This window comes from Polaribacter irgensii 23-P (assembly GCF_000153225.1).
Taxonomy (GTDB): Bacteria; Bacteroidota; Bacteroidia; order Flavobacteriales; family Flavobacteriaceae; genus Polaribacter; species Polaribacter irgensii.
In genome coordinates, this window is the sequence record NZ_CH724148.1 from 1,896,992 (window position 1) to 1,922,001 (window position 25,010).

Genomic DNA, 25,010 nt, shown 5'->3' on the forward strand with positions numbered 1-25,010 from the left:
AAAAGAAATTTTTAGGCGTTTTTTTGATTGTTATTTTATCCTATTATGTGCTATATTTAAGGAATCATAAAAAGGTAACATAATCAAATCTGTGGTATCTACTTTTATGCAACTAAAACAAATTCAACTATGAGAACTATCGCATCTATTCTTTTATTTTTTGGCTTTATTTTAAATTCGTTCGGCCAAACGAATGACGAAAAAATAAATAAACTTTCAAATAATATTGAAGCTAAAGTTATTGAATGGAGGCGACATTTGCATGAAAACCCAGAGTTGTCCAACAGAGAATTTAAGACCGCAAAATATATTGCGAAGCATTTAAAAGAATTGGGAATAGAAGTTCAAGAAGGGGTTGCAAAAACAGGAGTTGTTGGTTTGTTAAAAGGAGATTTACCTGGAAAAGTAGTTGCTTTAAGAGCAGATATGGATGCACTGCCAGTTACGGAAAGAAATAATTTACCTTATAAGTCTGTGGTTACTTCAGAATATAATGGTAAAAAAATAGGGGTAATGCACGCTTGTGGTCATGATACACATGTGGCTATTTTAATGGGAGTAGCAGAGGTGCTTTCTAAAATGAAAAGCGAAATTACAGGAACGGTTAAGTTCATCTTTCAACCTGCAGAAGAAGGCGCTCCAAAAGGAGAAGAAGGTGGCGCAGAATTAATGGTCAAAGAAAATGTTTTAAAAAACCCTGATGTAGATGTTATTTTTGGATTGCACATCGATTCTGCAGCAGACGTGGGAACTATTAAATACAAGTCAGGCGGAATTATGGCAGCAACCCAAATTTTTGAAATTAACATCAAAGGAAAACAAGCACATGGTTCTAGACCTTGGAGTGGCGTAGACCCCATATTAACCGCAGCAACTGTCATACAAGGTTTACAAACCATAATTAGTAGAGAAGTAGAATTAACTAAGGAAGGTGCCGTCATTACAGTAGGGATGATCAATGCAGGAATCCGCTCTAATATTATTCCAGAAAGCGCAAAATTAGTGGGTACCATTCGTACTTTAGACTATGATATGCAAAAATTCATCAACGATCGGATGAAGGAAATGGTGCCTGCAATTGCAAAGGTGCATAGAGCAGAAGCAACCATAGAAATTTCAAAAGGAATACCAATTACCTACAATCATCTCAAATTAACAGAAAAAATGTTGCCTACCTTACAACGAAATGCAGGTTCCAAAAACGTTGTTAAAATGAGTGCAATTACAGGAGCTGAAGATTTCTCATTTTATCAGCAAGAAGTACCTGGTTTATATTTCTTTTTAGGTGGAAAATCTTTAAATGTAAAGGAAGAAGATGCATCTCTTCATCATACACCAGATTTTGTAATTGACGAAAGTGGCTTTGTTTTAGGAGTAAAAACAATGACCGCTTTAACACTCGATTATTTAAATGATTAAAAATATTTTTAAAAATACAGGACCTGGTACTCTAGTAGCAGCAGCTTTTATTGGGCCAGGAACTGTAACACTGTGTACTTTAGCCGGCGTAAACTTCGGTTTTAACTTGTTGTGGGCAATGTTGCTGTCTATTATTGCTACTCTTGTTTTACAAGAAATGGCAGCAAGATTGGGAATTATTTCTCGAAAAGGATTGTCTGAAGTCATTCGAGAAGAAATTAAAACTCCTTTTTTACGAAAAGGGATTACGGTTTTAATTTTATCTGCTGTAGTTGTTGGAAATGCATCTTATGAAGCGGGAAATATTAGTGGAGGAGTCTTGGGACTCGAAAGTGTTTTAGGAAAGTACAGTTTTTCGTTAGGAACTATTTCTGTCAATTTAATGAGCTTGTTTATTGGTTTAATTGCGTTTATTCTTTTGTATCACGGCAGTTATAAGTTTTTAGAAAAAGCCTTAATTTCTCTGGTGCTATTCATGAGTATTTCTTTCGTAGCAACTGCAGTAATTACAAAACCAAATTTTCTTGAAGTGCTAAACGGCGTCTTTATTCCAAAACTTCCTGAGAAGAGTATTTTAACAATAATCGGCTTGGTGGGCACCACTGTAGTGCCTTATAATTTATTTTTGCACGCAGCTTTGGTAAAAGAACGTTGGCAAAAAAAAGAAGATTTAAAATTCGCAAGAAAAGATACTATTATCTCAATTATTATTGGGGGTCTTGTTTCTATGGCAATTATAATCTCTGCGGAGGCCATTCAAACTAAAGATATTGCCAATGCAGCAGATTTAGCAAAAGGTTTAGCACCTTTGTTTGGTGGCTTTGCAAAATATTTAATGGCGCTGGGTTTATTTGCAGCAGGCATAACATCGGCAATTACAGCACCTTTGGCTGCAGCCTATGTGGCTAAAGGTTGCTTGGGTTGGTCTGGTAGTTTAAAATCTAAAAAATTTAGATGTGTTTGGATTGCTATTTTATTTTTAGGTGTTTTATTTTCTTCGATAGGAATAAAACCAATCGAAATTATAAAGTTTGCACAGGTTGCTAATGGAATGTTATTGCCCATAATTGCAGGGATTTTACTTTGGATTGTCAATAAGAAGTCAGTTTTAGGAAATTATGTAAATTCTAACATTCAGAATATCTTCGGAATTCTAATTGTCTGTGTAACTGTTTTTTTAGGTGTAAAAGGAATCTTAGAAGTTTTAAACATGGTATAAATGAAAATTGATGTGAATTGTGATGTTGGTGAAGGAATGAATAATGAGCATCTTATAATGCCTTTTATTTCTTCTTGTAGCATTGCTTGTGGAGGTCATTTTGGGGATAAAAAAACCATTGACAAAAGCATACAACTTGCGGTGGAAAATAACGTTTTTATAGGTGCGCATCCTTCTTTTCCAGATAAAAGCAATTTCGGAAGGAAAATTTTAGATATTTCTGAGGAGGCTTTGAAAGAAAGTATCGAAGGACAGTTAGAATTATTTTTAGTGTGTATGGCAAATTTCAACCAAAAAATGCATCATATAAAACCGCATGGAGCGCTATATAATTTAATTGCTACAGATAAAAAGGAGGCGCAGAAGTTTATTCGGATTATAAAGAAATATGTAAAGGATTGTTTTTTATACGTTCCTTATGCTTCCGAAATAGCAACAATTGCTTTAGCGCACCAAATTAAAATTAAGTACGAAGCTTTTGCCGACAGAAACTATAATGAAGATGCTTCTTTAGTTTCTAGAGATCATGAAAATGCGCTGATTTTAAATCCGAAAAAAGTGGTAGAGCACGTTTTACACATTATAAAAATGAATAAAGTAAAAACCTTTTCTGGCATTGTAAAAGAATTAAAAGCAGATACCTTTTGTGTTCACGGAGATACCGAGAACGTCATCGAAATTGCATCCTTTTTAATGGATGAATTAAAAAAGAAAGGCATTGCAATTGAATCTTAAAATCACATACAAACCTTTTGGAGATGCCGCAATATTAATAGCATGGGATGCCGAGATTTCCATTTCAATTTCTAATGATATTTTAGAGTTTCAGCAAAAAATAAAAGCCCTAAAAGATGACAATATCGTAGATGTTATAATGGGCTACAGTTCTTTAACGGTTGTTTTTAAAAAAAGAAAGATGGAGTATTTGAATGCGGTGAAAAGCTTAAAAAAAACCTATTTTTCGGAATGTAATGCCTTAAAAAAAATGCCTTTTATTTGGGAAATACCTGTGTGTTATGATTTGGAGTTTGGTATTGATTTGCAAGAAATGGCGAAGAAGGTGAATCTCGAAGTCTCAGAAATTATTAAGCTGCATTCACAAGAACGATACCGTGTATATTTTATAGGATTTCTGCCTGGGTTCTTGTATTTAGGAGGTTTGCAGAAGCAGTTATTTAATGAAAGAAAAGCAAATCCAAGATTACATGTGCCAAAAGGAGCTGTAGCAATAGGAGGAGAGCAAACGGGTGTTTATCCGACGGAAAGTGCTGGCGGTTGGAATATTATTGGGAAAACTCCTATAAATTTTTTCAATATAAATAAGGACAATCCATGTTTTGCAAAAGCAGGTGACTTTATAAAATTTGTGGCTATTGATAAACACCAATTTCTTCAAATAGAGAAAGAAGTACAAGATACCTCTTATAAAATTTTTAAAACTCTTTACAATGCTTAGCGTTCTAAAACCTGGTTTTTTTAACAGCATTCAAGATAAGGGTAGGTTTGGTTTTGCAGCGATAGGAGTTCCTGTTGCTGGGGTCATGGATGAAAGTGCTTCTGAGTTGGCAAATAGCGTCTTAAACAATACTTTAGAGGCCGCTGTTTTAGAGATTTACAGCGGTAGTTGTGAGTTTCAGTTTTTATGTGCTTCTTTTATTTGTATTTCGGGGGGTGACTTTTCTGCAAAAATAAACAATCAAGCAATTGGATTAAATAAGAAAATAAGTGTTTTTCCAAATGATATTGTATCATTTGGAAAAGCAAAATATGGAGCAAGGTGTTATTTGGCAGTTGCTGGCGGAATTCAATCCGAAGTTAAATTGAATAGTAGGAGTTTTTATAAAGGCATTACGCAAGATGTCTTTTTAAAAAGAGGCATGAAGATCGCTATTTTAGAGGTACTAAAAAGTGAACTTGTTTCAAATGCCTCCATTAAAGTGAATGCATTACACTTTAGTTCTTCAAACATAAAATGTTACAAAGGTCCCGAGTTTGAACGTTTACAAGCAGACCAACAAAAAAAGTTAATTGAGAATTTTTTTTCTATTTCTAAGGACATCAATCGAATGGGCTATCGTTTGAATGAAACAATACCGAATACCCTATCAAGTATACTAACAAGTGCTGTTTTACCCGGAACAGTGCAACTAACACCTTCAGGAAAATTAATTATTTTGATGAGAGATTGCCAAGTTACTGGAGGATACCCAAGAGTTTTACAATTATCTGAAGAGGCTATTAATTGTATTGCTCAAAAGTCTACAAACAGCCAATTTCGGTTTGTTTTGGAGAAGTTATAAAAACAAAAAACATCCTTCTGAAAAGTCAGAAGGATGTTCATATAATGGTTTTCTGAAATTATTCTTTTTTCTTTCCTTTTTGAACAGCTCTAGAAACAGTAGTTTCTGCCTTATTCGCTTTTTTCTTTATTTCTTCAACAGTGTTTTCAACTTCTTGAACCTTCGCTATTTTTTTTCCGCTCTCAGTCGTTGAAGTTGTACTTGTTGTGGTAGCCATTTTAGAAGTATCTCCTTTCATTTCTAAACGTACTTCGCTCGGATCTGCTTCACTATGTGAATTGTCATTCGAATGCCCACCTAAAATAGGAGCAATTACCAAACCGATCAAACAAGTAAGTTTAATTAAAATATTCATAGAAGGTCCAGAGGTATCTTTAAAAGGATCACCCACTGTATCTCCAGTTACCGCTGCTTTATGAGCTTCAGAGCCTTTATATGTCATTACTCCGTTAATTTCTACACCTGCTTCAAAAGATTTTTTAGCGTTGTCCCAAGCACCACCTGCGTTGTTTTGAAAAATTGCCCAAAGTACACCCGATACAGTAACACCTGCCATATACCCACCGAGCATTTCTGCTACCAACATGTTGTTGTCTTGATATGCTAATTTACCAACCAATACTACAAGTATCGGAAAACCAATCGTCAAGAGACCGGGCAACATCATTTCTTTTAAAGATGCTTTTGTAGAAATAGCAACACATTTGTCATATTCTGGCTTTCCTGTTCCTTCCATAATCCCTGGAATTTCGCGAAATTGTCGAACGACTTCATTCACCATTTCCATAGCAGCTTTACCCACAGCATTCATTGCCAATGCAGAAAATACAACAGGCACCATTCCCCCAACAAATAACATGGCTAGTACTGGTGCTTTGAAAATATTAATACCGTCGATACCAGTAAAGGTTACATAGGCAGCAAACAGCGCTAAAGAGGTCAATGCAGCAGATGCAATGGCAAAACCTTTACCCGTTGCAGCAGTTGTATTTCCAACAGCATCTAAAATATCTGTGCGTTCTCTTACAATTGGCTCTTGCTCACTCATTTCTGCAATACCACCCGCATTGTCCGCAATGGGTCCAAAAGCGTCAATAGCCAACTGCATTGCAGTGGTAGCCATCATTGCTGAAGCAGCCAAGGCCACCCCATAAAATCCTGCCAATGCATAGGAAGACCATATTGCTGCAGCAAATAATAATACTGAAGAAAAGGTAGAAATCATTCCAGTAGCCAAGCCAGCAATAATATTTGTTCCTGCCCCTGTGCTTGATTGTTGCACAATTTTTAAAATTGGTTTCGAGCCTAATCCTGTATAATATTCTGTAAAGGCTGAGATTCCAGCTCCCACAACCAAACCAACTAAACAAGCATAAAACACGCGCATTGAAGAGATGTCTTGCAGGCCTTCACCAAAGAAATTCATTTGCATGGTTGCTGGTAACATCCAAGTTACCAAACCGTAACATGCTGCGGCAACCATTGCGATTGCTGCCCAATTTCCGATATTTAATGCTTTTTGAACATCGGCTTCCTTCGCATCATTTGAAGATATATTTACAAGTAGGGTTCCTATTAAAGAAATAATAATTCCAACACCCGCAATAGACATTGGCAATAAGATCGGTCCAATTCCTCCGAAAGCATCTTGAATAGCGCCTCCCATGTCTTTAATTACATAATTTCCTAAAACCATAGCAGCTAACACAGTTGCTACGTAAGAGCCAAATAAATCAGCTCCCATTCCCGCAACATCACCTACATTATCGCCAACGTTATCTGCAATTGTAGCAGGGTTTCTTGGGTCATCTTCTGGGATATCTGCTTGTACTTTACCTGCTAAATCTGCTCCTACATCTGCAGCTTTGGTATAGATACCACCGCCAACTCTCGCAAATAAAGCAATAGATTCCGCTCCTAAAGAGAAACCAGCCAATGCCTCTAGTACAATGGTCATGTCTTCTGTAGTGGTCCATTCACCACCCATAAAGAGGTAGTAAAAACCAATAAAGAATAAGGTTAAACCCAATACGGCTAAACCAGCAACTCCAAGACCCATTACGGTTCCACCTCCAAACGAAACTTTTAATGCATTCGGTAAACTTGTTTTTGCTGCTTGTGTTGTTCTCACGTTTGTTTTGGTTGCAATTTTCATTCCCATATTTCCTGCAAACGCAGAAAAGATAGCTCCAATAATGAAAGCGACAACAATGAGGTATGTACTATCCATATAAAAAGCAATTCCAGCAAGAACGATACTTGCTCCAACTACAAAAATTGCTAAAAGTCGATATTCAGCATTTAAAAAGGCAAGCGCTCCTTCATAGATATGGTCAGAAATTTCTTTCATTTTTCCGTCACCCGCGTCTTGTTTCATTACCCAGGATTTTTTAACTAGCATGTATGCCAGTCCTAAAACAGCCATTGCAATTGGCATCCAAATCATCATTGATTCCATATATAATTTTATTTTTATTAGTTTAAAACGATGGTAAATGTAATAAAATCAAACAGAAATAAAAAACCTCTTAAAATGTTTAATTTTAAGAGGTTTGTTACTTAATAAGCTAATAATTACTATATTTTGAAATTATCATTTTTTTTGTACTCACTTTTTTCATATCTGTCAACACAAGCTTTGTAAATTTGTCTTGCTTCTTCGGCATTTCCCCAACCACCAACGTCTACTTTTTTCTTTTCTAAATCTTTATAAACCTGAAAGAAATGTTCTATTTCTTTCAATCGGTGTGGATTCAAATCAGAAATATCATTTTTGTTATTCCAGATAGGATCTGAAATTGGCACACAAATAATTTTTTCGTCGGGCCCTTTTTCGTCTGTCATGTGAAAAACGCCTATTGCTTTTACTTCAATAACACACATTGGGAAAGTAGGTTCATGTCCTAAAACTAAAACATCTAAAGGGTCATCGTCCAAAGCCAACGTTTCGGGAACAAAGCCATAATCTGCAGGATACATCATAGAAGAAAATAACATTCTGTCAAAACGAATTTTCTGTAAACCGAAATCGTACTCGTATTTATTTCTACTCCCTTTAGGTATTTCGATTAATACATCGAAAGTTTGCTTTTCTGTTGGACTCATGAATTTTTATTTAGTTTTTGATTGCTGCAAAAGTAACTCATCTTTGGAGCTTTGCAATAAATTTTACAGTGAATTTATACGATGTTTTTCGAATGCAATTCGAATTTTGATTTCATGAAAAATCCTTTTTCCATCAATTGAAAAAAGGATTTTTAAATTTTATTATTTCTATTTTAGAGATACATTACCTCTTTTACTGCTTTGATTACGTCCTTAAAATTTGGAATCCAATTTTCAAATAATGCAGGAGAATAAGGTGCTGGTGTGTCTGCAGTTGTGATTCTCTTTATTGGAGCATCTAAATGATCAAAAGCTTGCTCTTGTATTCTGTACGTAATCTCAGAAGCAACACTTGCAAAAGGCCAAGCCTCTTCTAAAATCACCAATCTGTTTGTCTTCTTTACAGATTTTAAAATCGCATCGTGATCCAACGGACGCACAGTTCTTAAATCGATGATTTCAACAGAAATATTCTCTTTTGCTAATTCGTCAGCGGCTTTGTACGCTTCTTTTATAATTTTTCCAAATGAGACAATGGTTACATCTGTTCCTTCTCTTTTAATGTCTGCCACTCCAATAGGAATGATATATTCACCTTCAGGAATTTCCATTTTGTCACCATACATTTGTTCTGATTCCATAAAAATTACAGGATCATCATCTCTAATAGCTGCTTTTAATAAGCCTTTGGCGTCATAAGGATTGGAAGGTACAATAACTTTCAAACCTGGAGTATTGGCGAACCAGTTCTCAAAAGCTTGTGAGTGCGTAGCCCCTAATTGACCTGCAGATGCAGTAGGACCTCTAAATACAATTGGACAATTGAACTGTCCACCGGACATTTGTCTAATTTTTGCAGCATTGTTTATAATTTGATCAATTCCCACTAATGAGAAGTTAAAAGTCATATATTCGACAATAGGCCTGTTGCCGTTCATTGCAGATCCAATTGCAATACCTGCAAAACCAAGTTCAGCAATCGGGGTATCAACAACTCTTTTTTCACCAAACTCGTCGAGCATTCCTTTACTAGCTTTGTACGCCCCATTGTATTCTGCAACCTCTTCACCCATTAAATAAATGCTTTCGTCTCTTCGCATTTCTTCACTCATGGCCTCACAAATCGCCTCTCTGAATTGAACTATTTTCATTAATTTTAAATTATTGTTGTTTTCAGGTACAAAAGTAAGGAATTTATGAGTAAAAAAAAGCTACTTTTTAACCAAAATAGAAGAAGTTTATTTTTTGAACATATTTTTCAATATTGTGGTTATATTCGTGAAAATGTTTTTATTACAAGGCATAGAGTGGTCTGTAATTTTTAAAATTAAAATTAAAATGTGCTATAATACGTTCGGATTTGACGTTGGTATAAAACGGTTAATATGAAAGTCTACGCACCATATTTTTTTAAAAAAACTGTTAAAATTTACTATGCATGCATAGTAAATTAAAAAAAAAACGTAATTTCGTCAACAAGAATTGAATAAAATCTATAATTTATGAAAATATTAGTTTGTATTAGTCACGTTCCTGATACCACTTCAAAAATTAATTTCACGGACAATGATGCTGAATTTGATAAAAACGGTGTGCAATTTGTTATCAATCCTTACGATGAGTTTTGTTTGACAAGAGCAATGTGGTTTAAAGAGAAGCAGGGTGCTACGGTAACTGTAGTGAATGTTGGTGGAGCAGAAACAGAGCCCACACTGAGAAAAGCTTTGGCAATAGGCGCAGATGACGCAATCAGGATAAATGTAGCAGCAACAGACGGTTTTTTAGTAGCAAAAGAATTAGCAGCTGTAGTAAAAGCAGGTAGCTACGATCTTGTGTTAGCAGGAAAAGAGTCTGCAGATTATAATGGTCAAATGGTTCCAGGTATGCTGGCAGCTTTCGTTGATTATAATTTTATAAATGGGTGTGTAGATTTAGAAATTGACGGCACAAGTGTAGCTGCAAAGAGAGAAATTGATGGAGGAAATGAAACTGTATCGACGTCTTTACCTTTGGTAATTGGAGGTCAAAAAGGGATTGTAGAAGAAAAAGATTTGCGCATTCCAAATATGAGAGGAATTATGATGGCACGTAAAAAACCAATGCAGGTAGTGGAAGGCACGGGTGTTGTTGCGGCTACTAACAATATTTCTTTTGAAAAATTAGCTCCTAAAGGAGCCGTTAAGTTAATTGCTGCAGACAATTTAGACGCATTAATCGACTTGTTGCACAATGAAGCAAAAGTAATATAACAGAAACTTAGGGAAAGAGTTTGTCTTTCAATAGTATAAAGAATAACAATTAAAAATAAAATATATGTCAGTTTTAGTTTTTGCCGATTCAACGGACGGAAAGTTTAAAAAAACTTCTTTTGAAGTAGTCTCTTATGGAAAGAAAGTTGCGGAGCAAGTAGCAAGTAATTTAGTTGTTTTAACAATAAATGCCAATGATGCTTCAGAGTTATACAAATACGGAGCAGCGAAAGTTATTGCGATTACAAATGATGCGCTGCTAACTTTTAACGCAAAAGAGTATGCCGCAGTTATTGTAGCAATCGCACAAAAAGAAAATGCAACAATTGTTGTTATGGACTCGAGTATCAATGGTTTGTATGTATCGCCAATGGTTGCTGTAAGTTTAGATGCAGGTTATGCATCAAATACAGTAGCTCTGCCATCCAGCACAGATCCTTTTACAGTGAAAAGAAAAGCATTTTCTAACAAGGCATTTTCAAATACCATTATCTCTTCAGAGAAAAAAGTAATTGCATTGGCTAAAAATTCTTTTGGAATTCATGAAAATCCAGTAGCTGGAATTTTAGAGAATTTTGACGTTCAAGTAGCAGCATCGGGGGTTGTGTCAGAAAAAGTTGAGAGAGTTACAGGTAAAGTAACTATCGCAGATGCGGACACCGTAGTTTCAGCAGGAAGAGGAATGAAAGGTCCTGAAAACTGGGGAATGATTGAGGAGTTGGCATCCGTTTTAGGAGCTGCAACAGCTTGTTCTAAACCAGTTTCTGATTTAGGTTGGCGTCCTCATGGCGAACATGTAGGACAAACAGGTAAGCCCGTAGCGTCTAATTTATACATTGCTATTGGTATTTCTGGTGCCATTCAGCATTTAGCAGGAATCAACGCATCCAAGGTGAAGGTTGTTATCAATTCAGACCCTGAAGCGCCTTTCTTTAAAGCTGCAGATTACGGTGTTGTTGGTGACGCTTTTGAAGTAATTCCAACATTGATTGAAAAGCTAAAAGCATTTAAAGAGGCATAGGTTCTTAAAATGCGTTTATCAATAAAAAAATCTATCAGAATTTATTCTGATAGATTTTTTTATTCTTTAAAATTTTTTTAAGCAATAGAGTCCTTAGATTTAATTTTTTTACGCCCTCGTTTTTTTCATGGCGTTCATATCGGTATTTAGGCAGCTGCATTATTTGACATCCCTCATTGTTACAAAATAAAATATAAATTCAGAAAGAATAAGCGTTTTCACTATTTAATTTTTAGTAAATTGTGCCCCGAAAACTAGCTTTAGAGATGTTTTTAAAAGCTATTTTACAGAAAGATATATGAGTTTAATAAAACTAACTATAAAGGGAATATCCTATAGCCAAACACAGACTGGGGCTTATGCGCTTGTATTAAGTGAGGAAGATGGAGGACGCACCTTACCAATTATTATTGGTGCTTTTGAAGCACAATCTATTGCCATTGCATTAGAAAAGGAGATTCGACCTCCGAGACCTTTAACGCATGACTTGTTTAAGACGTTTTCCGATCGATTTTCTATTGCAATCAAAGAGGTAATCATTCACAAATTAGTAGATGGTGTTTTCTTTTCAAGCTTGGTATGTGAAAAAGAAGGTGTGGAAGAGATTATAGATACGAGAACATCGGACGCAATTGCAATTGCAGTGCGTTTTGAAGCACCGATTTTTACATATGAAAATATTTTAGAAAAGGCAGGTGTCTTTTTAAAAACAGAAGATACATTGGGTCTGAATGATCCTTCAGAAACCAATGAAATGTCATTGGATACAAAAAATTTATTAGGAGTGGACAAAGATTCTTCCTATTCAAAATTATCAATTTCTGATTTAAATGAAGAGTTGGATAAAGCGGTTTCTGATGAAAACTATGAGTTAGCCGCCAAGATAAGAGACGAAATGAGCAAGCGCTCTTAAAACTCATTTAATTTATGAAGAATTTATGTTTAACTATCTTTTGTCTTATTTCATTAAATTTCGTTGGGCAAAACATAGCGCAAGATTGGAAGATTGACAGTATTCTAAATACAACAGCAACGTCTTTACCGCGATTAGTAGCATCTCAAGTGTTTTCATTGGAAGATGGGAAATTTGAATTCTCAGCAGTTGGTGAAGATAGTGTCACTTCGGGAACCTATATCAAGCAACAGAACTTGCTTATTTTACACCATCAAAAGCCAAAAGAAGAGTTAAGATATTTTAATATTATTTCTTTTGAGCCTGCTCGTTTAGTGATTTCAGAGGGGGCAGTAACCTATTATTTTTCATTGCAAAAAGCTTTAGATTCAAAACTTTCAGAAAATAAAGAGGATTTATTAGTTCCAATGGCAACACTGAAAAAGCCACTACTGGATGCAGAGGAAGCTCAAATTATTCCAAGCTCAAACTTTACCTTTACAAGTTTTTGGAGAGGGGTTTTAGGAATGTTTTCATTGATCGTAATTGCATTTTTATTCAGTGCTAATAGAAGAGCAATTAATTGGAAAAGAGTTGCTATTGGCTTGTCTTTACAAATCGTAATTGCCGTAGGTGTTTTGAAAATATCTCTAATCCAGAATGCCTTTGAATTAGTGGGAAAGCTTTTCATAGAAATTTTAGAATATACAAAAGCGGGAAGTTCGTTTTTGTTTGCAGGTTTGATCTCTGATATGGATTCATTTGGATATATTTTTGCCTTTCAAGTGTTACCCACCATTATTTTCTTTTCAGCATTGACTTCTTTATTATTTTATTTAGGCGTTATCCAATGGATTGTAAAGGTTTTGGCGATCGTACTTTCAAAGTTTTTAGGTATTTCTGGGATGGAAAGTTTGTCTGTTGCAGGGAATATTTTTTTAGGGCAAACAGAGGCACCTTTGCTAATTAAGGCCTATTTAGAAAAGATGAACAAGTCTGAAATGCTCTTGGTAATGATTGGCGGAATGGCAACGGTTGCAGGTGCTGTTTTGGCTGCTTATATAGGGTTTTTAGGAGGTGGAGATAAAGAGTTAGAATTGGTTTTTGCCAAACATTTGCTTGCAGCTTCTGTCATGGCGGCCCCTGGCGCTATTGTAATCTCTAAAATTTTATATCCTCAGACAGAAGATGTAAACACAGATGTTACTGTTTCTCAAGAAAAGATAGGTTCTAATATTTTAGATGCAGTTGCGAATGGTACCACAGAAGGTTTGCGTTTAGCAGTAAATGTTGGTGCAATGTTGTTGGTTTTTGTGGCAGTGATTGCGATGCTTAATGGAGGTTTAGATTTGATTGGAAGTTTGACACATTTAAATGAAGTAATTGCATCAAACACTACTTATGATAGACTATCTATAGAGTTTATTTTAGGATATGCTTTTGCTCCTCTAATGTGGTTGATAGGGGTGCCAACAGTAGATATGACCCTTATGGGGCAGTTGTTAGGAATTAAATTAGCAGCCAGCGAGTTTGTTGGTTACATTCAGTTGGCAGAATTAAAGGATGTGGCAAGTGCTACACATTTGGCTTATAATAAATCAATTATAATGGCGACCTATATGCTTTGTGGTTTTGCAAATTTTGCCTCTATTGGTATTCAAATAGGGGGAATAGGTTCTTTAGCACCAGGGCAGCGGAAAACATTATCAGAATTTGGAATGAAAGCGCTAATTGGAGGTACAGTTGCTTCTTTAATGTCTGCAACTATCGCAGGTATGATTATAGGCTAGTGGTGCGTTGCTTTAAATACTTCTGAATGAGCATTAATAAATTTCATATAGTATAAAGTAAGCTTCTAAAAATAGGATCAAAGCTTTTTTAATTTTACATGCGTCCGGTTTATCATGTAAACAAATACACAATTATACATATCAAAATGAAGCAATATCACGATTTAGTAAAACATGTTCTAGAGAGCGGAAATGAAAAAGGAGATCGAACAGGAACCGGAACAAAAAGTGTTTTTGGTTATCAAATGCGTTTTGATCTGAGTGAAGGTTTTCCGATGGTAACCACTAAGAAATTACACTTAAAATCAATCATTTATGAGTTGCTTTGGTTCATAAAAGGAGATACAAATATCAAATATTTGCAGGATAACGGTGTTAAAATATGGAACTCCTGGGCAGATGAAAATGGGGATTTAGGTCCTGTTTATGGCCATCAATGGCGGAATTGGAATAGTGATGATATCGATCAACTAAAAGAGGTAATAACCACCTTAAAAACAAACCCAAATTCTAGAAGAATGATGGTGGCCGCTTGGAATCCGTCAGTAATGCCAGATACAGCCGCAAGTTTTTCGGATAACGTAGCAAATGGGAAGGCTGCATTGCCTCCCTGTCATGCTTTTTTTCAGTTCTATGTGGCGGATGGAAAGCTGTCTTGTCAGTTGTACCAGAGAAGTGCAGATATTTTTTTAGGAGTGCCTTTTAATATTGCAAGTTATGCACTGTTTACAATGATGATGGCGCAAGTTTGTGGTTATGAGGCAGGAGAGTTTATTCACACTTTTGGAGATGCTCATATCTATAACAACCATATCGAACAATTAGAGCTGCAATTATCTAGAGAGATCAGGCCATTGCCAAAAATGAAGCTAAATGCGGCCATTGAAGATATTGAAAACTTCACCTTTGAAGATTTTGAATTATTAGAGTACAATCCACACCCTCACATTAAAGGTAAGGTAGCGATTTAGAGGTAGTGTTGTTAAAAACTGAATCCTACTTTCGGCAGGATTTTATATCGTTTTATTGAGAAATATAAAGAGCATTTTTTTTGTAAATTATTTAAAAAACTTGAAAGCTGTATTCATTTCTCTTATTTTTGTCTAAAATATTTTTATTATATGATTACAGTAATAGCTGCAGTAGCAGAAAATAAAGCTATCGGAAGAAATAATGATTTGATTTGGAGTTTGTCAGCAGACTTAAAAAGGTTTAAAAAGGTCACTACAGGCCATTATATTTTAATGGGTAGAAACACATTTGAGTCCATAGGAAGGCCATTGCCAAATAGAACTACTATAATAATCACAAGAAATAAAAGTTATTTTAAAGAAGGGTGTCTAATCGCTGGTAGTTTGGAGGAAGCAATCGAATTGGCAAAAGAACAGGAGCAAATTTTCATTATTGGTGGTGCCCAAATTTACAAAGAAACAATTGCTAAAAATTTAGCAGATCAATTAGATGTGACATTAGTGCATGAGGTCTTTGATGCTGATGTTTATTTTCCAGAAATAGATACCAAGATTTGGAAAGAAACAAAAAGAGAGTCCTTCAAAGCAGATGATAAAAATGAGTTTGACTATAGTTTTATTTCTTATCAAAAAATTTAATTGTATCGATCGGTTCTAAAACCACCTCCTAAATTCATTTTATACTTTCTTTGTGCGAAGAGAAAGTAGTTAAAAAGCTTGTAGTTTACCTCGTAACCATAATCTATTCCAGCTTGATAATCGATCCTGTTTTCATAAATAGCTTGATTATAGCGAGTTGGGCTTAGTGCTCTTCGGTTCCAATTTTGAACCCAAAATATATTTCTAGCTTCCATATAACTTTGACTGTAGAATCCTTCAGGTTTTGCAATACCAGCTAAATACGCAGTAAAACCAATATCAATTATTATAATTCGATACTCTAAACTATCGTTAGCAATGACTACAGGCTCCTCGGTAGGTGTTTTTGTTTTATTTATGGCAGATGAACCACAAGCCCAAAGAAGCAAACTGGCAGATAAGACAAAAAGCAACATTTTTAATGATTTCATAATCAGGTAATTTGGTACGACTAAAGTTGCAAAGATTATTCCAAAATGGGTAGGTTTTTAATTCTTTTAACATTATTTTTAAAATGTGAAATCACCGTATTATGAATAAAAAAATAGCATTAATGGCGATTGTTTGCTTCTGTTTTTCTTGTCAAAAGACACAGGAAATTACAACAGAATATAACATTCTTACAGAGCAGGAAAGAGCGGTTTTAAAAGATAAGATTTTAGAAGACAGGTTTACAAACCTATTACCACAATTAATGGACGATTCGGATATTGATATGTGGTTATTAATTTCTAGAGAATACAATGAAGATCCTATTCTAAAAACAATGCTGCCAGCAACATGGTTACATGCAAGGAGAAGAACTATTATTGTTTTTTTTAGGGATAAAAGTAAAAATACTTTAGAGAGAATTGCAGTAGCCAGGTATGATATTGGAAAAAGTATTCAATCTGCTTGGAATAAGGAAAAAGAGCCAAATCAATGGAAAGCGTTAGCGGAGATTATTAAAGAGAGAAATCCTGACAAAATAGGGATTAATATGTCTAAGTATTTTGCATTGGCAGATGGCTTAGTGAAAACAGAGTACGATGCGCTGTTTGAAAATCTTCCTATTGCATATCAAAATAAATTAGTCTCTGCAGAAAAACTGGGAATTGGTTGGATCGAAACGAGAACTGCAATGGAGCTAAAACTCTTTCGAAAATTGGCAACAATTACGCATGATATTATAGACGAAGCATTTTCTGCTAAGGTCATAGAAACTGGAAAAACTACAACGGATGATGTGGTTTGGTTTATGCGCCAAAAAGTTACAGATTTAGGGCTGCAAACCTGGTTTCATCCTACAGTAGATGTGCAAAGAGATGTGGAAGCTCTAAGGTCTCAGATTGCGTCTTTTTCCAAAGGTGAACAAGAAAAAACGATTCAAAAAGGAGATTTGTTGCATTGTGATTTTGGCATTACTTATATTGGCTTAAATACAGACTGCCAACAACATGCCTATGTTTTAAAAGAGGAAGAAAATGAAGTTCCTATTTTTTTGAAAGAAGCATTTAAAAAAGGAAATAGGGTTCAAGATATTCTGACAAATAATATGCGCCTAGGTCTTACAGGAAACGAAATTCTGAAAAAATCTTTAGTTCAGGGTAGAGAAGAGGGTTTAATGCCTTCCATTTACACGCATCCTTTGGGAAAATATGGACACAGTGCTGGAACTACAATTGGCATGTGGGATGCTCAAAATGGAGTTCCTTTTAATGGAGCATATCCGCTGCATAAAAACACAGCATATGCTATTGAATTAAATACCACGGTTGCCATAAAAGAATGGAACAAAGACATTCGAATTATGCTAGAAGAGGCTGGTTTTTTTGGTGATACCACTTTTGAATACATAAATGAAAGGCAAACTGAAATAAAACCAATCAAATCAAAATAAATGAAAAACAGGTGTTCTTGGGTTTCCGAAAATTCTTTGTGTATTGAATATCACGACAAGGAATGGGGAGCACCTGTTTTTAACGATCAAATACTTTTTGAATTTTTAATTTTAGAAACTTTTCAAGCAGGATTAAGTTGGAGTACAATTTTAAATAAAAGAGCACAATTTAGAATTGCTTTCGATGGTTTCGATTGTCAAAAAATAGCAAAATATACAGAAGAAAAGTATAAACTTTTAATGCAAGATCGCGGTATTATACGAAATAGTTTAAAGATAAGAAGTGCCATAACAAATGCACACTGTTTTATGGCAGTGCAAAAGGAATACGGATCTTTCTCTAAATTTATTTGGGCATACGTTTTAGGAAAACCGATTCTTAATACATTTGAGAATGCTTTAGCGGTGCCAGCATCCACAGTATTGTCAAAAGTAATCTCTAAAGATTTAAAAAAGTTAGGGTTTAAATTTATGGGACCCACCACCGTATATGCGTATATGCAGGCTGTGGGTTTGGTGAAAGATCACACTACAGATTGTTTTAAATTTTAGAAAAAATGAAAATTAAAACAGTTTCAACTGAAGATTTAAAGGCCATTTTTTTTCTTTTCAATCGAAGAATAGGCATTTTCATATGTTTTGTTTTTGTTCTTTTTTTTGACAGTCTTTATTTTACAGAACACGTTTTAAATTCTCAGATACCCATAAATATATTCATGGGTATTGGTTTTTTGGGAATGTATTACAGAGCAACTCCAAGGTTAAAAGAGTTGATGTTATATGCGGTGCTTATCGGATTTGCTGGCGAATATTTATTTTCTAGAGCATTGGGTATGTACACTTATAGATTGGAGAACATACCGCTTTATGTTCCTTTTGGTCATGCGGCTTTGTACGGTAGAATATTTATGTTTAGTAAAGCCAGCGTCGTGAGAAAACATCACAAGGCAGTGGAGGGCATATTGGTACTTATTACTCTTTTATTAGCAACAATATATGTGCTATTTTTTAATGATGTTTTCGGCTTTGTAATGACTTTTATTATTTTTATGCTCCTCTGGAGAAGACCAAAAGACCGCGTATTCTTCTTTGCTATGTATCTTTTAGTAGCGATCTTAGAGATCGGAGGAACAGCATTTGGTGCCTGGAGTTGGCCGTCGATTGGCTTTGATTTTTTTACCTTTCTACCGAGTAATAATCCCCCAAGTGGTATTAGCTTATTTTATTTCCTATTAGACGTCGGTTGCTTTTTTTTCTATACACAAAGACATAAAGTTGTTTGGCGCAGAGTTCAAAATATTAAAAAGCTAGTGAAAAAATAGCGTTTTTTTTAACTCCCAAAAATCAATCGAATTGCCACAAAAACGGCAACAATCAACCCCCCATAAAAAAGTACTTTTATACCCGCTTGTTTATAGTATCGTTGGTGATTTGGAATGTCTTTTCTGTAGCTGTAAATCATTAAAGCAATAAACGCAGTTATAAAGAAAATCATAAAAATAATTCTACCTGTCGTGAAATAAGCACCTAAAAACATATTTTATTTTTTATAAGTTGTGAATGATAGACTTTTGATGAAATTAGTTTGTAATTTTTAATATCTTGTAAATCTAAATATTTTAGCAAAATTACAAATTTATTGAAGAATGTCGACATTTTTGGGTCAACTTCTGTATTGAAAAAGTATTAAAAGAAATACGATTTAAGGAGGGGTACTGATAGCTATTATCTGGAAGCTTGTAAGTTCTTGAGAAGCAATTCAAAAAGAAGATTAGTGAGCAGAATTGACATTATTTAAGGATTTGCAAAATGGTAAAAAGGTATCATTTTATATAGATAATTTAGGCAACTTAAAAAAATAAATTAGGCCGTTTGAAGAAATGAATCTGTTGTCACTGTTTTACATTAAAAGAATTCAGAAAATGTATTCGATGTACTGCAATTGTTTTAAAATGAATGTCGGTTTGAGTAATAAAATAGAGACCTTAATTAAAAATAGATTAGAATGAAAAATAAAATTTCGGCAGTTACAGAATTTCACACTGCTTTTAAAATAAATATGAATACAACTCCAATTGCAAATATCGGTAAAGAGCGAAATAGACTTCGTTTTAATTTGATGAAGGAAGAAAATGAAGAGTACTTAGAAGCTGCAGAAAACAACGATTTAATAGAGGTTGCAGATGCGTTGGGAGACATGCTTTACCTTTTGTGTGGAACGATTATAGAGCACGGTATGCAAGATAAGATGGAGGCCATATTTAACGAAATTCAAAGAAGTAATATGAGTAAATTAGGAACTGATGGCAAACCTATTTATAGAGCAGATGGTAAAGTCTTAAAAGGACCGAACTATTTCAAACCAAATATTTCAGAAATTTTAGAAGAATAATTTAAAAGCTGAAATATTTCTCAAACGGAGAAGTTTTTTTTAATCAAATTGAGAAAGGTTTTCTCTTACAAATTTAAGTGTAAGCTTTATAATATCATCTTCACATTTATAAAATTCGGTATCTAAAGCGTCCCATAAATCAATGTTAGAGTCTTTTTCCATTAGTATTTCTTGTCGTATTCTCAAGTTCTTAGGAACCGGTATTTCTGGAAATAGATGAATGGCTTCTGTAAGAATTTCGATTGTTTTTTCGGCTTTTATTTCCATATATGCATGAAAAATTTCGTGTGCAAACTGACCAGAAGAATTAAAAAAGAATTGAATAAAGCCACCATTGGTTACATTGTGTTCTAAAACATCTAAATAAATAAAAGTTTTTTCGCAATTATTTAGATTGCGAAAGTCATCCTTTTTAGAGATTTTTTTTCCGATGATTTCCCCAATCCGTGTTATTTTTTCGGCATCATCATTTAGTAGAAGTGCAATTTCCGTTGAGCTCATTTTTGAAGGTTGAATCAAATTAATTAGTTTTTGTTATTTTAATACAGAAAACTCAATACTAGAGTCCGTGAAAACCGTATGCGTCTGAGTTTTAAAATCTTTTTCTGTTGCTTTGAAGATGTTGTCTACATAGGTTTGTGGATTTAAATCGATCAAAGGAAACCAAGTACTTTGCACTTGTATCTGTATTTTATGTCCTTTTTTAAAGGTGTGAAATACATCTTGTAGTTTTATCTCAACGGCTGTTTTTGAGTTGGGTGCAAAAGGTTCTGGAAACTCAAAACTGTTTCTAAAGCGACCTCTTAAAACCTCACTACGCACCATTAAGTGGTAGTTGCTCATTTTTAAATGATCTTGTAATTTATCATTATTCTCTTTAAGATTTGATGGGTGTACATCAATAACTTTTACAATCCAATCTGCAGCGGTACCGGTAGTAGCTACTTGTAATTTTGCTAAAATATCACCTGCTAATGTGTAGTCTTCCTCTAAATTCGGTGTTTCGAAAACCAAAACATCAGGTCTTCTTGCCGCAAAACGTTGGTCATCTGTCATGTATTTTCTTGGCGTAAAAACAGTTTTAATATCCTCAGAATAGGGTACTGGATGTTTTATGTCGCTAACAAAGCGTATTGATGTGGTTCGCTGTTGTGTGGAAACTAATTTTTGATCTTTTGATAAAAACCAATTTTCTTTTACCACATCTTTTGGTGGCCAAGCGTCATAGGACTTCCATTCTTTTTTTCCAGAATCAAAAACATAGGCTTCTGGCAATCCTGTATTTTTATCTCCTTTGCCTTTTAAGAAATGATTAAAAAACTTTGTTTCAATTTCTGATTGAAACTTTAAAGAGATGGAATCACCAAAATAGTAGTTTCCAACATAGTTTTCAACGGTGTTTCGAGCCCATTTACCGTGATCCCAGGGTCCAAAAACTAAGGTATTGTAGTTTTCTTTTCCATTTTTCTCGATGGCTTTGTAGGTTTCTAAAGGTCCGTATAAATCTTCTGCATCAAACCAGCCACCTACAACCATGGTTGCTACGGAAGCTGGAACTTTATTTAAATGCTGAATAATTCCTTTACTCTTCCAGACACTGTCATAATTTGGATGTTCTACAATTTCTTTCCAGAAAAAATCGTCAATCTGTTCTTTGTTTCCCTCTTTTTTTATATCGAGTTTATCATATTGAAAATATTCCGTTAAGTTTTTTAAAGGACCTTTGTCTAAGAAAAATTGATATTGGTCATTTGAATTCATTTCAGGAAACGAATACCAAGCGCTATCCGTCGGTGTGTCTTTATAAGTTCCAAATAGCGAGATTGCTCTAAAGTAACTTAATAAAAAGGCACCATTATGATGAAAATCATCAAAGAAGAAATCACCTATGCAAGCCTGTGGAGATGCAGCTTTTAATGCAGGGTGGGCATCGATGGCAGAAATAGTCGCGTAATGTCCAGGATAAGAGATTCCCCAAGTTCCTACATTTCCATTGTTGTTTTTAATATTGTTGACCAACCAATCGATGGTGTCATAGGTATCAGAAACTTCATCTGCTTCCGTTGCTTTTTTATTTGGAAGATACGCACGCATGTTGTCATACACGCCTTCGCTCATCCAGCGTCCACGAACATCTTGATATACCACAATATTACCTTCTTTCATTAAGTGTATGTTCGGTCCGATTTTGGTTTTCATATTACCTACACCGTAAGGACCAGCGCTATATGGGGTTCTTTGCATTAAAATGGGATATGTTCTACTTTTATCTTTAGGAGTGTAAATCGTAGTGTGTAGCTTTATACCATCTCTCATTACAATATTTACTTCTTTTTTTGTGTAATTATCAAAGACAAAAGTTTCCATATTCTCCTTTTTGTCAGAACAAGAAGTGAATATAAAAGCGTGAATTAATAACAGTAAAAAACCTTTTTTCATAATGATGTGTTGCTTTTTATGGATAAATTTACAAAAGAAATTAGAGTTGGTGAAGAATCTTTTGTTAAAATATAGAAAGACGTATCTCGCCGTAAATTAATTCGATTGGTGTATTTTTTTAATTTTTTATAAAATAGTCAGAAGTGCTGATACTAATCCGATTTTCTATTCATTTTCTTTGGTTTAGAGCAGATTAAAAGAGACCCATTAACCAAAACGTTCCCTATTACAAACAAGCAAGAACAGATGCCCAGTTGAGAGGAATGAGATGTTATTTAGTAAAGATATTGCCGTTGACCATTCAACTTTTAGACCCGCTCTGATAGCGTGTATTTAAAAAACTTTAAGATGTGTAACACATAATGATTAATATTTGGATCAATTATTTCCAACTATTTTAGAATTTTAGAAAGCAGACATGTTAGTCCTTGGAATAGGGGAGCAGCCATTGTGAGCAATTGTAGAATCATTCCGGAAAGGAGTGCCTTTTTCAAGTTAAAAAAAATCAAACAGACAGCTATTTTAAGAGATCTAAAGGAAGATATAATTCTTGTTTTAAATAATAGGGTAGATCTTATTTGTTGGAGAAAAAAGAAAGTGAGTAGAGCTCTGAAAAGGGGAGGAAAGGGCAGTAGTTTTAAAAACAGTAAATAGAATTGCTGTTTGCAAGGTGTGCTATTTTTTAGATTTTATTTGTTCTACATTGTGGTTTTTTTAAATTTCACCTTTCTAACTCCAAAGTCAGTATCCCATTGTAGAATTTCTACAAAACCAAATTTTGTATACAAGGCAGTAGCTGGAAGATTGGCAGCGCCAGTTTCAACTATAAATAAGGGTGAGTTATAGGAGTTAAAAGTAAATTGTACCAATTTACTTGCCATTCCTTGTCTGAAAAAATAGGGAGCAACCACTAAACTTTTGATACGTGTATGGGTTTTTGTATGTTCAATTTCGACTACTGCAGCCAATTCATGGTTTTGTAAGTATCCATAAAAATCATTTTGACTCTCCATATAATTTTTAAGAGGTCTTTTTAATGGAGGAAAATCTTTAGCACCTAAGAGTTTCGCTTCTATTTTGTAAGAAGCTTGGAAGACTACGCGTATTTTTTTTGCGATTTCGTGGCTATTATTGTTTAATTTTTGAATCATCTAATACTTTATTGAAAGAGTTTAAAAGTCCCGATGTTACTTTTTTATTGCTTGAATTAAGTGAAATTCTATTTTTTTTCCATTATTCGGTGTTTTCCTCTTGGACCGTTTCCTTCGCGTAAAATAATGTCTGTATGTAATAATGATGCAGCTTCAGCAGAATGCTGCACTTTTGAGGAACTGCGAGCCAGCATTTCTGTTTCAAAAGCATGCAAGACGCTTTTTCGAATGCCAACAGCTTTCCATGCAGTTTTAGAATAGCATCCTCTTGTAATTTCTCTAGCGAGTGATAATGCGTCTAGTAGGGCTTGATTTGCACCTTGCCCTTTAAAAGGACTCATGGGATGTGCAGCATCTCCAATAAGTGTGCTTTTGTTTGCCTTTTCTAGTATTTCAGTTGTAAGAAGTGCTCGATCATATGCAGGGTAACCAGAAACTTGTGCTTCTTGAGTCGCTGCTAAAATTTGTGGAATAGGATCATGCCATTGAATTCTTCTACAAGCTTCTTTTTTGAGTGCTTCTGGTCCTTGAGTACTGAGTATCTTTGCTTCTTCTTCTGCGATAGGAAAACTGAGTTGCCACATTATTGAATCGGAGTCATAGGGCATCATATAAATTCGTTCATTCCCATTTGCTGTTTGAAATACGGTGGCAGAATCTAGTAAGCAACGGTCAACGTCTGTGATACGCTCTAAGCGACAAATCCCTAAAATCACCATACAATCGAGGTACTGCAAAGGTGTAGTGTCTGTACTCGTTATTCTTTTTCGAACAGTACTTCGAATGCCGTCAGCACCTACGATAAGGTCTGCTTTTATGTGTTTAATCTCATGATTTACTTGAAAACTTAAGTTCATATCACCTTGTTTAGATTCACTAAAACTGTGAAGTTGGTGTTCCCATTGTACAGCTGTGTGTCCACCAAGTTGCTCTAGTAAAGCCAAGCGGAGTGCTTGCCTTGCAATGTGTATGTTCTTCCTTTTTGCTATCGTCTTTGTTTTCGATCGACCCCACTTTCGAATTCCCCACTCTCCGATAATTTTTCCCTCTTGGGTGTGCACCACGTGTCTTGTAGAAGTAATTCCCGCTTTTAAGGAAACAATACCCAATCCAGCAAGTGCTTTGCTCCCTTGCTGCAAAGTAAGACCATAGCCTTGAGATCGCGCATTAAAACTAGAATCCCTTTCATAGAGCGTAAATGGAATACCCCGGTGCAAGCAAGCAACGGCCAACGCAACACCGCCTATTCCGCCTCCAATTATGGCAATGTGTGGATAGTTTTTGTGATCTGCTAAATTAGGAGTGTTGGTTGTAATCAATCCAGATCCACCACAAAAAGGGCACGCATAAGGGTGTCCTTTGGGTTTTTCTGGAAGTACGCAAGTATTACCTGATGTCTCAAATTGTTCCAAAGCTTTTTGGTATTGCACACGGGTTTTCTTAGGAATGCGCTTCCTCTTCTTACCCATGCCTTTACAATCTTGACAGGCAATCCAGTGATGCTCTTTGTTTTTATCTTTTTCCAATTATTTTTGTTTCTTCTA

Annotated in this window: 24 protein-coding genes; 15 read left to right on the plus strand and 9 right to left on the minus strand. The window is 34.9% G+C overall.

Annotated elements, in window-relative coordinates; genetic code table 11:
• The first annotated feature begins 129 nt into the window (after nucleotides 1-129).
• Genes PI23P_RS08490 through PI23P_RS08510 form a run of 5 tightly spaced genes read left to right on the plus strand, consistent with a single transcriptional unit; the run spans nucleotide 130 to nucleotide 4,938 of the window.
• Nucleotides 130-1,419 carry an amidohydrolase gene (locus tag PI23P_RS08490; RefSeq protein ID WP_004570395.1) on the plus strand — a complete coding sequence of 430 codons (1,290 nt, stop codon included), beginning with the start codon at nucleotides 130-132 and terminating at the stop codon, nucleotides 1,417-1,419.
• Nucleotides 1,412-2,638: an Nramp family divalent metal transporter gene (locus PI23P_RS08495; RefSeq protein ID WP_004570396.1), complete on the plus strand. Its 1,227-nt coding sequence runs from the start codon at nucleotides 1,412-1,414 to the stop codon at nucleotides 2,636-2,638. The genes PI23P_RS08490 and PI23P_RS08495 overlap by 8 nt, the downstream gene beginning before the upstream one ends.
• Nucleotides 2,639-3,373 carry a 5-oxoprolinase subunit PxpA gene (gene pxpA / locus PI23P_RS08500; RefSeq protein WP_004570397.1) on the plus strand — a complete coding sequence of 245 codons (735 nt, stop codon included), beginning with the start codon at nucleotides 2,639-2,641 and terminating at the stop codon, nucleotides 3,371-3,373.
• Nucleotides 3,363-4,094, plus strand: a complete 732-nt coding sequence (gene pxpB / locus PI23P_RS08505) for a 5-oxoprolinase subunit PxpB (RefSeq protein WP_004570398.1) — start codon at nucleotides 3,363-3,365, stop codon at nucleotides 4,092-4,094. Before pxpA ends, pxpB begins: the two co-directional genes overlap by 11 nt.
• The gene (locus PI23P_RS08510; protein WP_004570399.1) at nucleotides 4,087-4,938 is read left to right on the plus strand and encodes a 5-oxoprolinase subunit C family protein; all 852 of its coding nucleotides are present in this window, start codon (nucleotides 4,087-4,089) and stop codon (nucleotides 4,936-4,938) included. Before pxpB ends, PI23P_RS08510 begins: the two co-directional genes overlap by 8 nt.
• Before the next feature lie 58 nt (nucleotides 4,939-4,996).
• Here the strand turns inward: PI23P_RS08510 and PI23P_RS08515 are convergent, their stop codons facing one another.
• The 3 genes from PI23P_RS08515 to PI23P_RS08525 all read right to left on the minus strand — a co-directional run bounded on the left by PI23P_RS08515 (nucleotide 4,997) and on the right by PI23P_RS08525 (nucleotide 9,194).
• Complete coding sequence (locus tag PI23P_RS08515; protein WP_018941834.1) at nucleotides 4,997-7,396, minus strand: sodium-translocating pyrophosphatase; 2,400 nt, start codon at nucleotides 7,394-7,396, stop codon at nucleotides 4,997-4,999.
• Between the two features lie 119 nt (nucleotides 7,397-7,515).
• Nucleotides 7,516-8,043 carry an inorganic diphosphatase gene (locus PI23P_RS08520; RefSeq protein ID WP_004570401.1) on the minus strand — a complete coding sequence of 176 codons (528 nt, stop codon included), beginning with the start codon at nucleotides 8,041-8,043 and terminating at the stop codon, nucleotides 7,516-7,518.
• Between the two features lie 173 nt (nucleotides 8,044-8,216).
• Nucleotides 8,217-9,194, minus strand: a complete 978-nt coding sequence (locus PI23P_RS08525; protein ID WP_004570402.1) for a pyruvate dehydrogenase complex E1 component subunit beta — start codon at nucleotides 9,192-9,194, stop codon at nucleotides 8,217-8,219.
• A gap of 351 nt (nucleotides 9,195-9,545) precedes the next feature.
• Between PI23P_RS08525 and PI23P_RS08530 the strand changes: the two genes are divergently transcribed.
• The 6 genes from PI23P_RS08530 (at nucleotide 9,546) to PI23P_RS08555 (ending at nucleotide 15,605) form a co-directional block, all read left to right on the plus strand.
• Nucleotides 9,546-10,292, plus strand: a complete 747-nt coding sequence (locus PI23P_RS08530) for an electron transfer flavoprotein subunit beta/FixA family protein (RefSeq protein WP_004570403.1) — start codon at nucleotides 9,546-9,548, stop codon at nucleotides 10,290-10,292.
• 64 nt (nucleotides 10,293-10,356) lie between these two features.
• The gene (locus PI23P_RS08535; protein WP_004570404.1) at nucleotides 10,357-11,313 is read left to right on the plus strand and encodes an electron transfer flavoprotein subunit alpha/FixB family protein; all 957 of its coding nucleotides are present in this window, start codon (nucleotides 10,357-10,359) and stop codon (nucleotides 11,311-11,313) included.
• Between the two features lie 298 nt (nucleotides 11,314-11,611).
• Entirely contained in the window at nucleotides 11,612-12,226 is a 615-nt protein-coding gene (locus PI23P_RS08540; protein WP_004570405.1) for a bifunctional nuclease family protein, read from the plus strand.
• 14 nt (nucleotides 12,227-12,240) lie between these two features.
• Nucleotides 12,241-13,995: a NupC/NupG family nucleoside CNT transporter gene (locus tag PI23P_RS08545; RefSeq protein ID WP_004570406.1), complete on the plus strand. Its 1,755-nt coding sequence runs from the start codon at nucleotides 12,241-12,243 to the stop codon at nucleotides 13,993-13,995.
• Between the two features lie 146 nt (nucleotides 13,996-14,141).
• On the plus strand, nucleotides 14,142-14,966 hold the full coding sequence (locus PI23P_RS08550; RefSeq protein WP_004570407.1) for a thymidylate synthase: 825 nt from the start codon (nucleotides 14,142-14,144) through the stop codon (nucleotides 14,964-14,966).
• A gap of 150 nt (nucleotides 14,967-15,116) precedes the next feature.
• A complete protein-coding gene (locus tag PI23P_RS08555; protein ID WP_004570408.1) occupies nucleotides 15,117-15,605 on the plus strand; it encodes a dihydrofolate reductase in 489 nt (162 codons plus the stop codon).
• Here the strand turns inward: PI23P_RS08555 and PI23P_RS08560 are convergent.
• Nucleotides 15,602-16,036 carry a DUF6146 family protein gene (locus PI23P_RS08560; RefSeq protein ID WP_004570409.1) on the minus strand — a complete coding sequence of 145 codons (435 nt, stop codon included), beginning with the start codon at nucleotides 16,034-16,036 and terminating at the stop codon, nucleotides 15,602-15,604. The genes PI23P_RS08555 and PI23P_RS08560 overlap by 4 nt on opposite strands.
• Before the next feature lie 101 nt (nucleotides 16,037-16,137).
• Here PI23P_RS08560 and PI23P_RS08565 point away from each other — a divergent pair, with 101 nt between their 5' ends.
• The 3 genes from PI23P_RS08565 to PI23P_RS08575 are packed head-to-tail and all read left to right on the plus strand — an operon-like array spanning nucleotide 16,138 to nucleotide 18,806.
• On the plus strand, nucleotides 16,138-17,484 hold the full coding sequence (locus PI23P_RS08565; protein ID WP_004570410.1) for a M24 family metallopeptidase: 1,347 nt from the start codon (nucleotides 16,138-16,140) through the stop codon (nucleotides 17,482-17,484).
• On the plus strand, nucleotides 17,485-18,036 hold the full coding sequence (locus PI23P_RS08570) for a DNA-3-methyladenine glycosylase I (RefSeq protein ID WP_004570411.1): 552 nt from the start codon (nucleotides 17,485-17,487) through the stop codon (nucleotides 18,034-18,036).
• A 5-nt stretch (nucleotides 18,037-18,041) separates the two neighbouring features.
• The gene (locus PI23P_RS08575) at nucleotides 18,042-18,806 is read left to right on the plus strand and encodes a hypothetical protein (protein ID WP_004570412.1); all 765 of its coding nucleotides are present in this window, start codon (nucleotides 18,042-18,044) and stop codon (nucleotides 18,804-18,806) included.
• A gap of 8 nt (nucleotides 18,807-18,814) precedes the next feature.
• Here PI23P_RS08575 and PI23P_RS08580 read toward each other — a convergent pair whose 3' ends face one another.
• Nucleotides 18,815-19,021 (minus strand): hypothetical protein, encoded by a 207-nt coding sequence (locus PI23P_RS08580; protein ID WP_004570413.1) that lies wholly within the window; start codon nucleotides 19,019-19,021, stop codon nucleotides 18,815-18,817.
• A gap of 468 nt (nucleotides 19,022-19,489) precedes the next feature.
• On the opposite strand from PI23P_RS08580, the gene PI23P_RS08585 reads away from it, so the two are divergent.
• Complete coding sequence (locus tag PI23P_RS08585) at nucleotides 19,490-19,876, plus strand: pyrophosphohydrolase domain-containing protein (RefSeq protein WP_004570414.1); 387 nt, start codon at nucleotides 19,490-19,492, stop codon at nucleotides 19,874-19,876.
• A 39-nt stretch (nucleotides 19,877-19,915) separates the two neighbouring features.
• Here the strand turns inward: PI23P_RS08585 and PI23P_RS08590 are convergent, their stop codons facing one another.
• The 4 genes from PI23P_RS08590 to PI23P_RS08610 form a co-directional block, all read right to left on the minus strand.
• Complete coding sequence (locus PI23P_RS08590; protein ID WP_238300007.1) at nucleotides 19,916-20,395, minus strand: DMP19 family protein; 480 nt, start codon at nucleotides 20,393-20,395, stop codon at nucleotides 19,916-19,918.
• Nucleotides 20,396-20,410: 15 nt separating this feature from the next.
• Entirely contained in the window at nucleotides 20,411-22,315 is a 1,905-nt protein-coding gene (locus tag PI23P_RS08595) for a CocE/NonD family hydrolase (protein WP_004570416.1), read from the minus strand.
• Nucleotides 22,316-23,013: 698 nt separating this feature from the next.
• Nucleotides 23,014-23,466 (minus strand): GNAT family N-acetyltransferase, encoded by a 453-nt coding sequence (locus PI23P_RS08605; RefSeq protein ID WP_004570418.1) that lies wholly within the window; start codon nucleotides 23,464-23,466, stop codon nucleotides 23,014-23,016.
• A gap of 68 nt (nucleotides 23,467-23,534) precedes the next feature.
• Nucleotides 23,535-24,992 carry an FAD-dependent oxidoreductase gene (locus tag PI23P_RS08610; RefSeq protein ID WP_004570419.1) on the minus strand — a complete coding sequence of 486 codons (1,458 nt, stop codon included), beginning with the start codon at nucleotides 24,990-24,992 and terminating at the stop codon, nucleotides 23,535-23,537.
• Nucleotides 24,993-25,010 lie beyond the last annotated feature (18 nt).

What these genes read in the sequence shown, in the direction of transcription:
- PI23P_RS08515 (WP_018941834.1), bottom strand. Translation starts at nt 7,396, where the DNA reads ATGGAATCAATGATGATTTGGATGCCAATTGCAATGGCTGTTTTAGGA.
- PI23P_RS08560 (WP_004570409.1), bottom strand. Translation starts at nt 16,036, where the DNA reads ATGAAATCATTAAAAATGTTGCTTTTTGTCTTATCTGCCAGTTTGCTT.
- PI23P_RS08550 (WP_004570407.1), top strand. Translation starts at nt 14,142, where the DNA reads ATGAAGCAATATCACGATTTAGTAAAACATGTTCTAGAGAGCGGAAAT.
- PI23P_RS08510 (WP_004570399.1), top strand. Translation starts at nt 4,087, where the DNA reads ATGCTTAGCGTTCTAAAACCTGGTTTTTTTAACAGCATTCAAGATAAG.
- pxpA (WP_004570397.1), top strand. Translation starts at nt 2,639, where the DNA reads ATGAAAATTGATGTGAATTGTGATGTTGGTGAAGGAATGAATAATGAG.
- PI23P_RS08520 (WP_004570401.1), bottom strand. Translation starts at nt 8,043, where the DNA reads ATGAGTCCAACAGAAAAGCAAACTTTCGATGTATTAATCGAAATACCT.
- PI23P_RS08535 (WP_004570404.1), top strand. Translation starts at nt 10,357, where the DNA reads ATGTCAGTTTTAGTTTTTGCCGATTCAACGGACGGAAAGTTTAAAAAA.
- PI23P_RS08595 (WP_004570416.1), bottom strand. Translation starts at nt 22,315, where the DNA reads ATGAAAAAAGGTTTTTTACTGTTATTAATTCACGCTTTTATATTCACT.
- PI23P_RS08575 (WP_004570412.1), top strand. Translation starts at nt 18,042, where the DNA reads ATGAAAATTAAAACAGTTTCAACTGAAGATTTAAAGGCCATTTTTTTT.
- PI23P_RS08545 (WP_004570406.1), top strand. Translation starts at nt 12,241, where the DNA reads ATGAAGAATTTATGTTTAACTATCTTTTGTCTTATTTCATTAAATTTC.
- PI23P_RS08570 (WP_004570411.1), top strand. Translation starts at nt 17,485, where the DNA reads ATGAAAAACAGGTGTTCTTGGGTTTCCGAAAATTCTTTGTGTATTGAA.
- PI23P_RS08525 (WP_004570402.1), bottom strand. Translation starts at nt 9,194, where the DNA reads ATGAAAATAGTTCAATTCAGAGAGGCGATTTGTGAGGCCATGAGTGAA.
- PI23P_RS08555 (WP_004570408.1), top strand. Translation starts at nt 15,117, where the DNA reads ATGATTACAGTAATAGCTGCAGTAGCAGAAAATAAAGCTATCGGAAGA.
- PI23P_RS08490 (WP_004570395.1), top strand. Translation starts at nt 130, where the DNA reads ATGAGAACTATCGCATCTATTCTTTTATTTTTTGGCTTTATTTTAAAT.
- PI23P_RS08585 (WP_004570414.1), top strand. Translation starts at nt 19,490, where the DNA reads ATGAAAAATAAAATTTCGGCAGTTACAGAATTTCACACTGCTTTTAAA.
- PI23P_RS08605 (WP_004570418.1), bottom strand. Translation starts at nt 23,466, where the DNA reads ATGATTCAAAAATTAAACAATAATAGCCACGAAATCGCAAAAAAAATA.
- PI23P_RS08495 (WP_004570396.1), top strand. Translation starts at nt 1,412, where the DNA reads ATGATTAAAAATATTTTTAAAAATACAGGACCTGGTACTCTAGTAGCA.
- PI23P_RS08580 (WP_004570413.1), bottom strand. Translation starts at nt 19,021, where the DNA reads ATGTTTTTAGGTGCTTATTTCACGACAGGTAGAATTATTTTTATGATT.
- PI23P_RS08530 (WP_004570403.1), top strand. Translation starts at nt 9,546, where the DNA reads ATGAAAATATTAGTTTGTATTAGTCACGTTCCTGATACCACTTCAAAA.
- PI23P_RS08565 (WP_004570410.1), top strand. Translation starts at nt 16,138, where the DNA reads ATGAATAAAAAAATAGCATTAATGGCGATTGTTTGCTTCTGTTTTTCT.
- PI23P_RS08540 (WP_004570405.1), top strand. Translation starts at nt 11,612, where the DNA reads ATGAGTTTAATAAAACTAACTATAAAGGGAATATCCTATAGCCAAACA.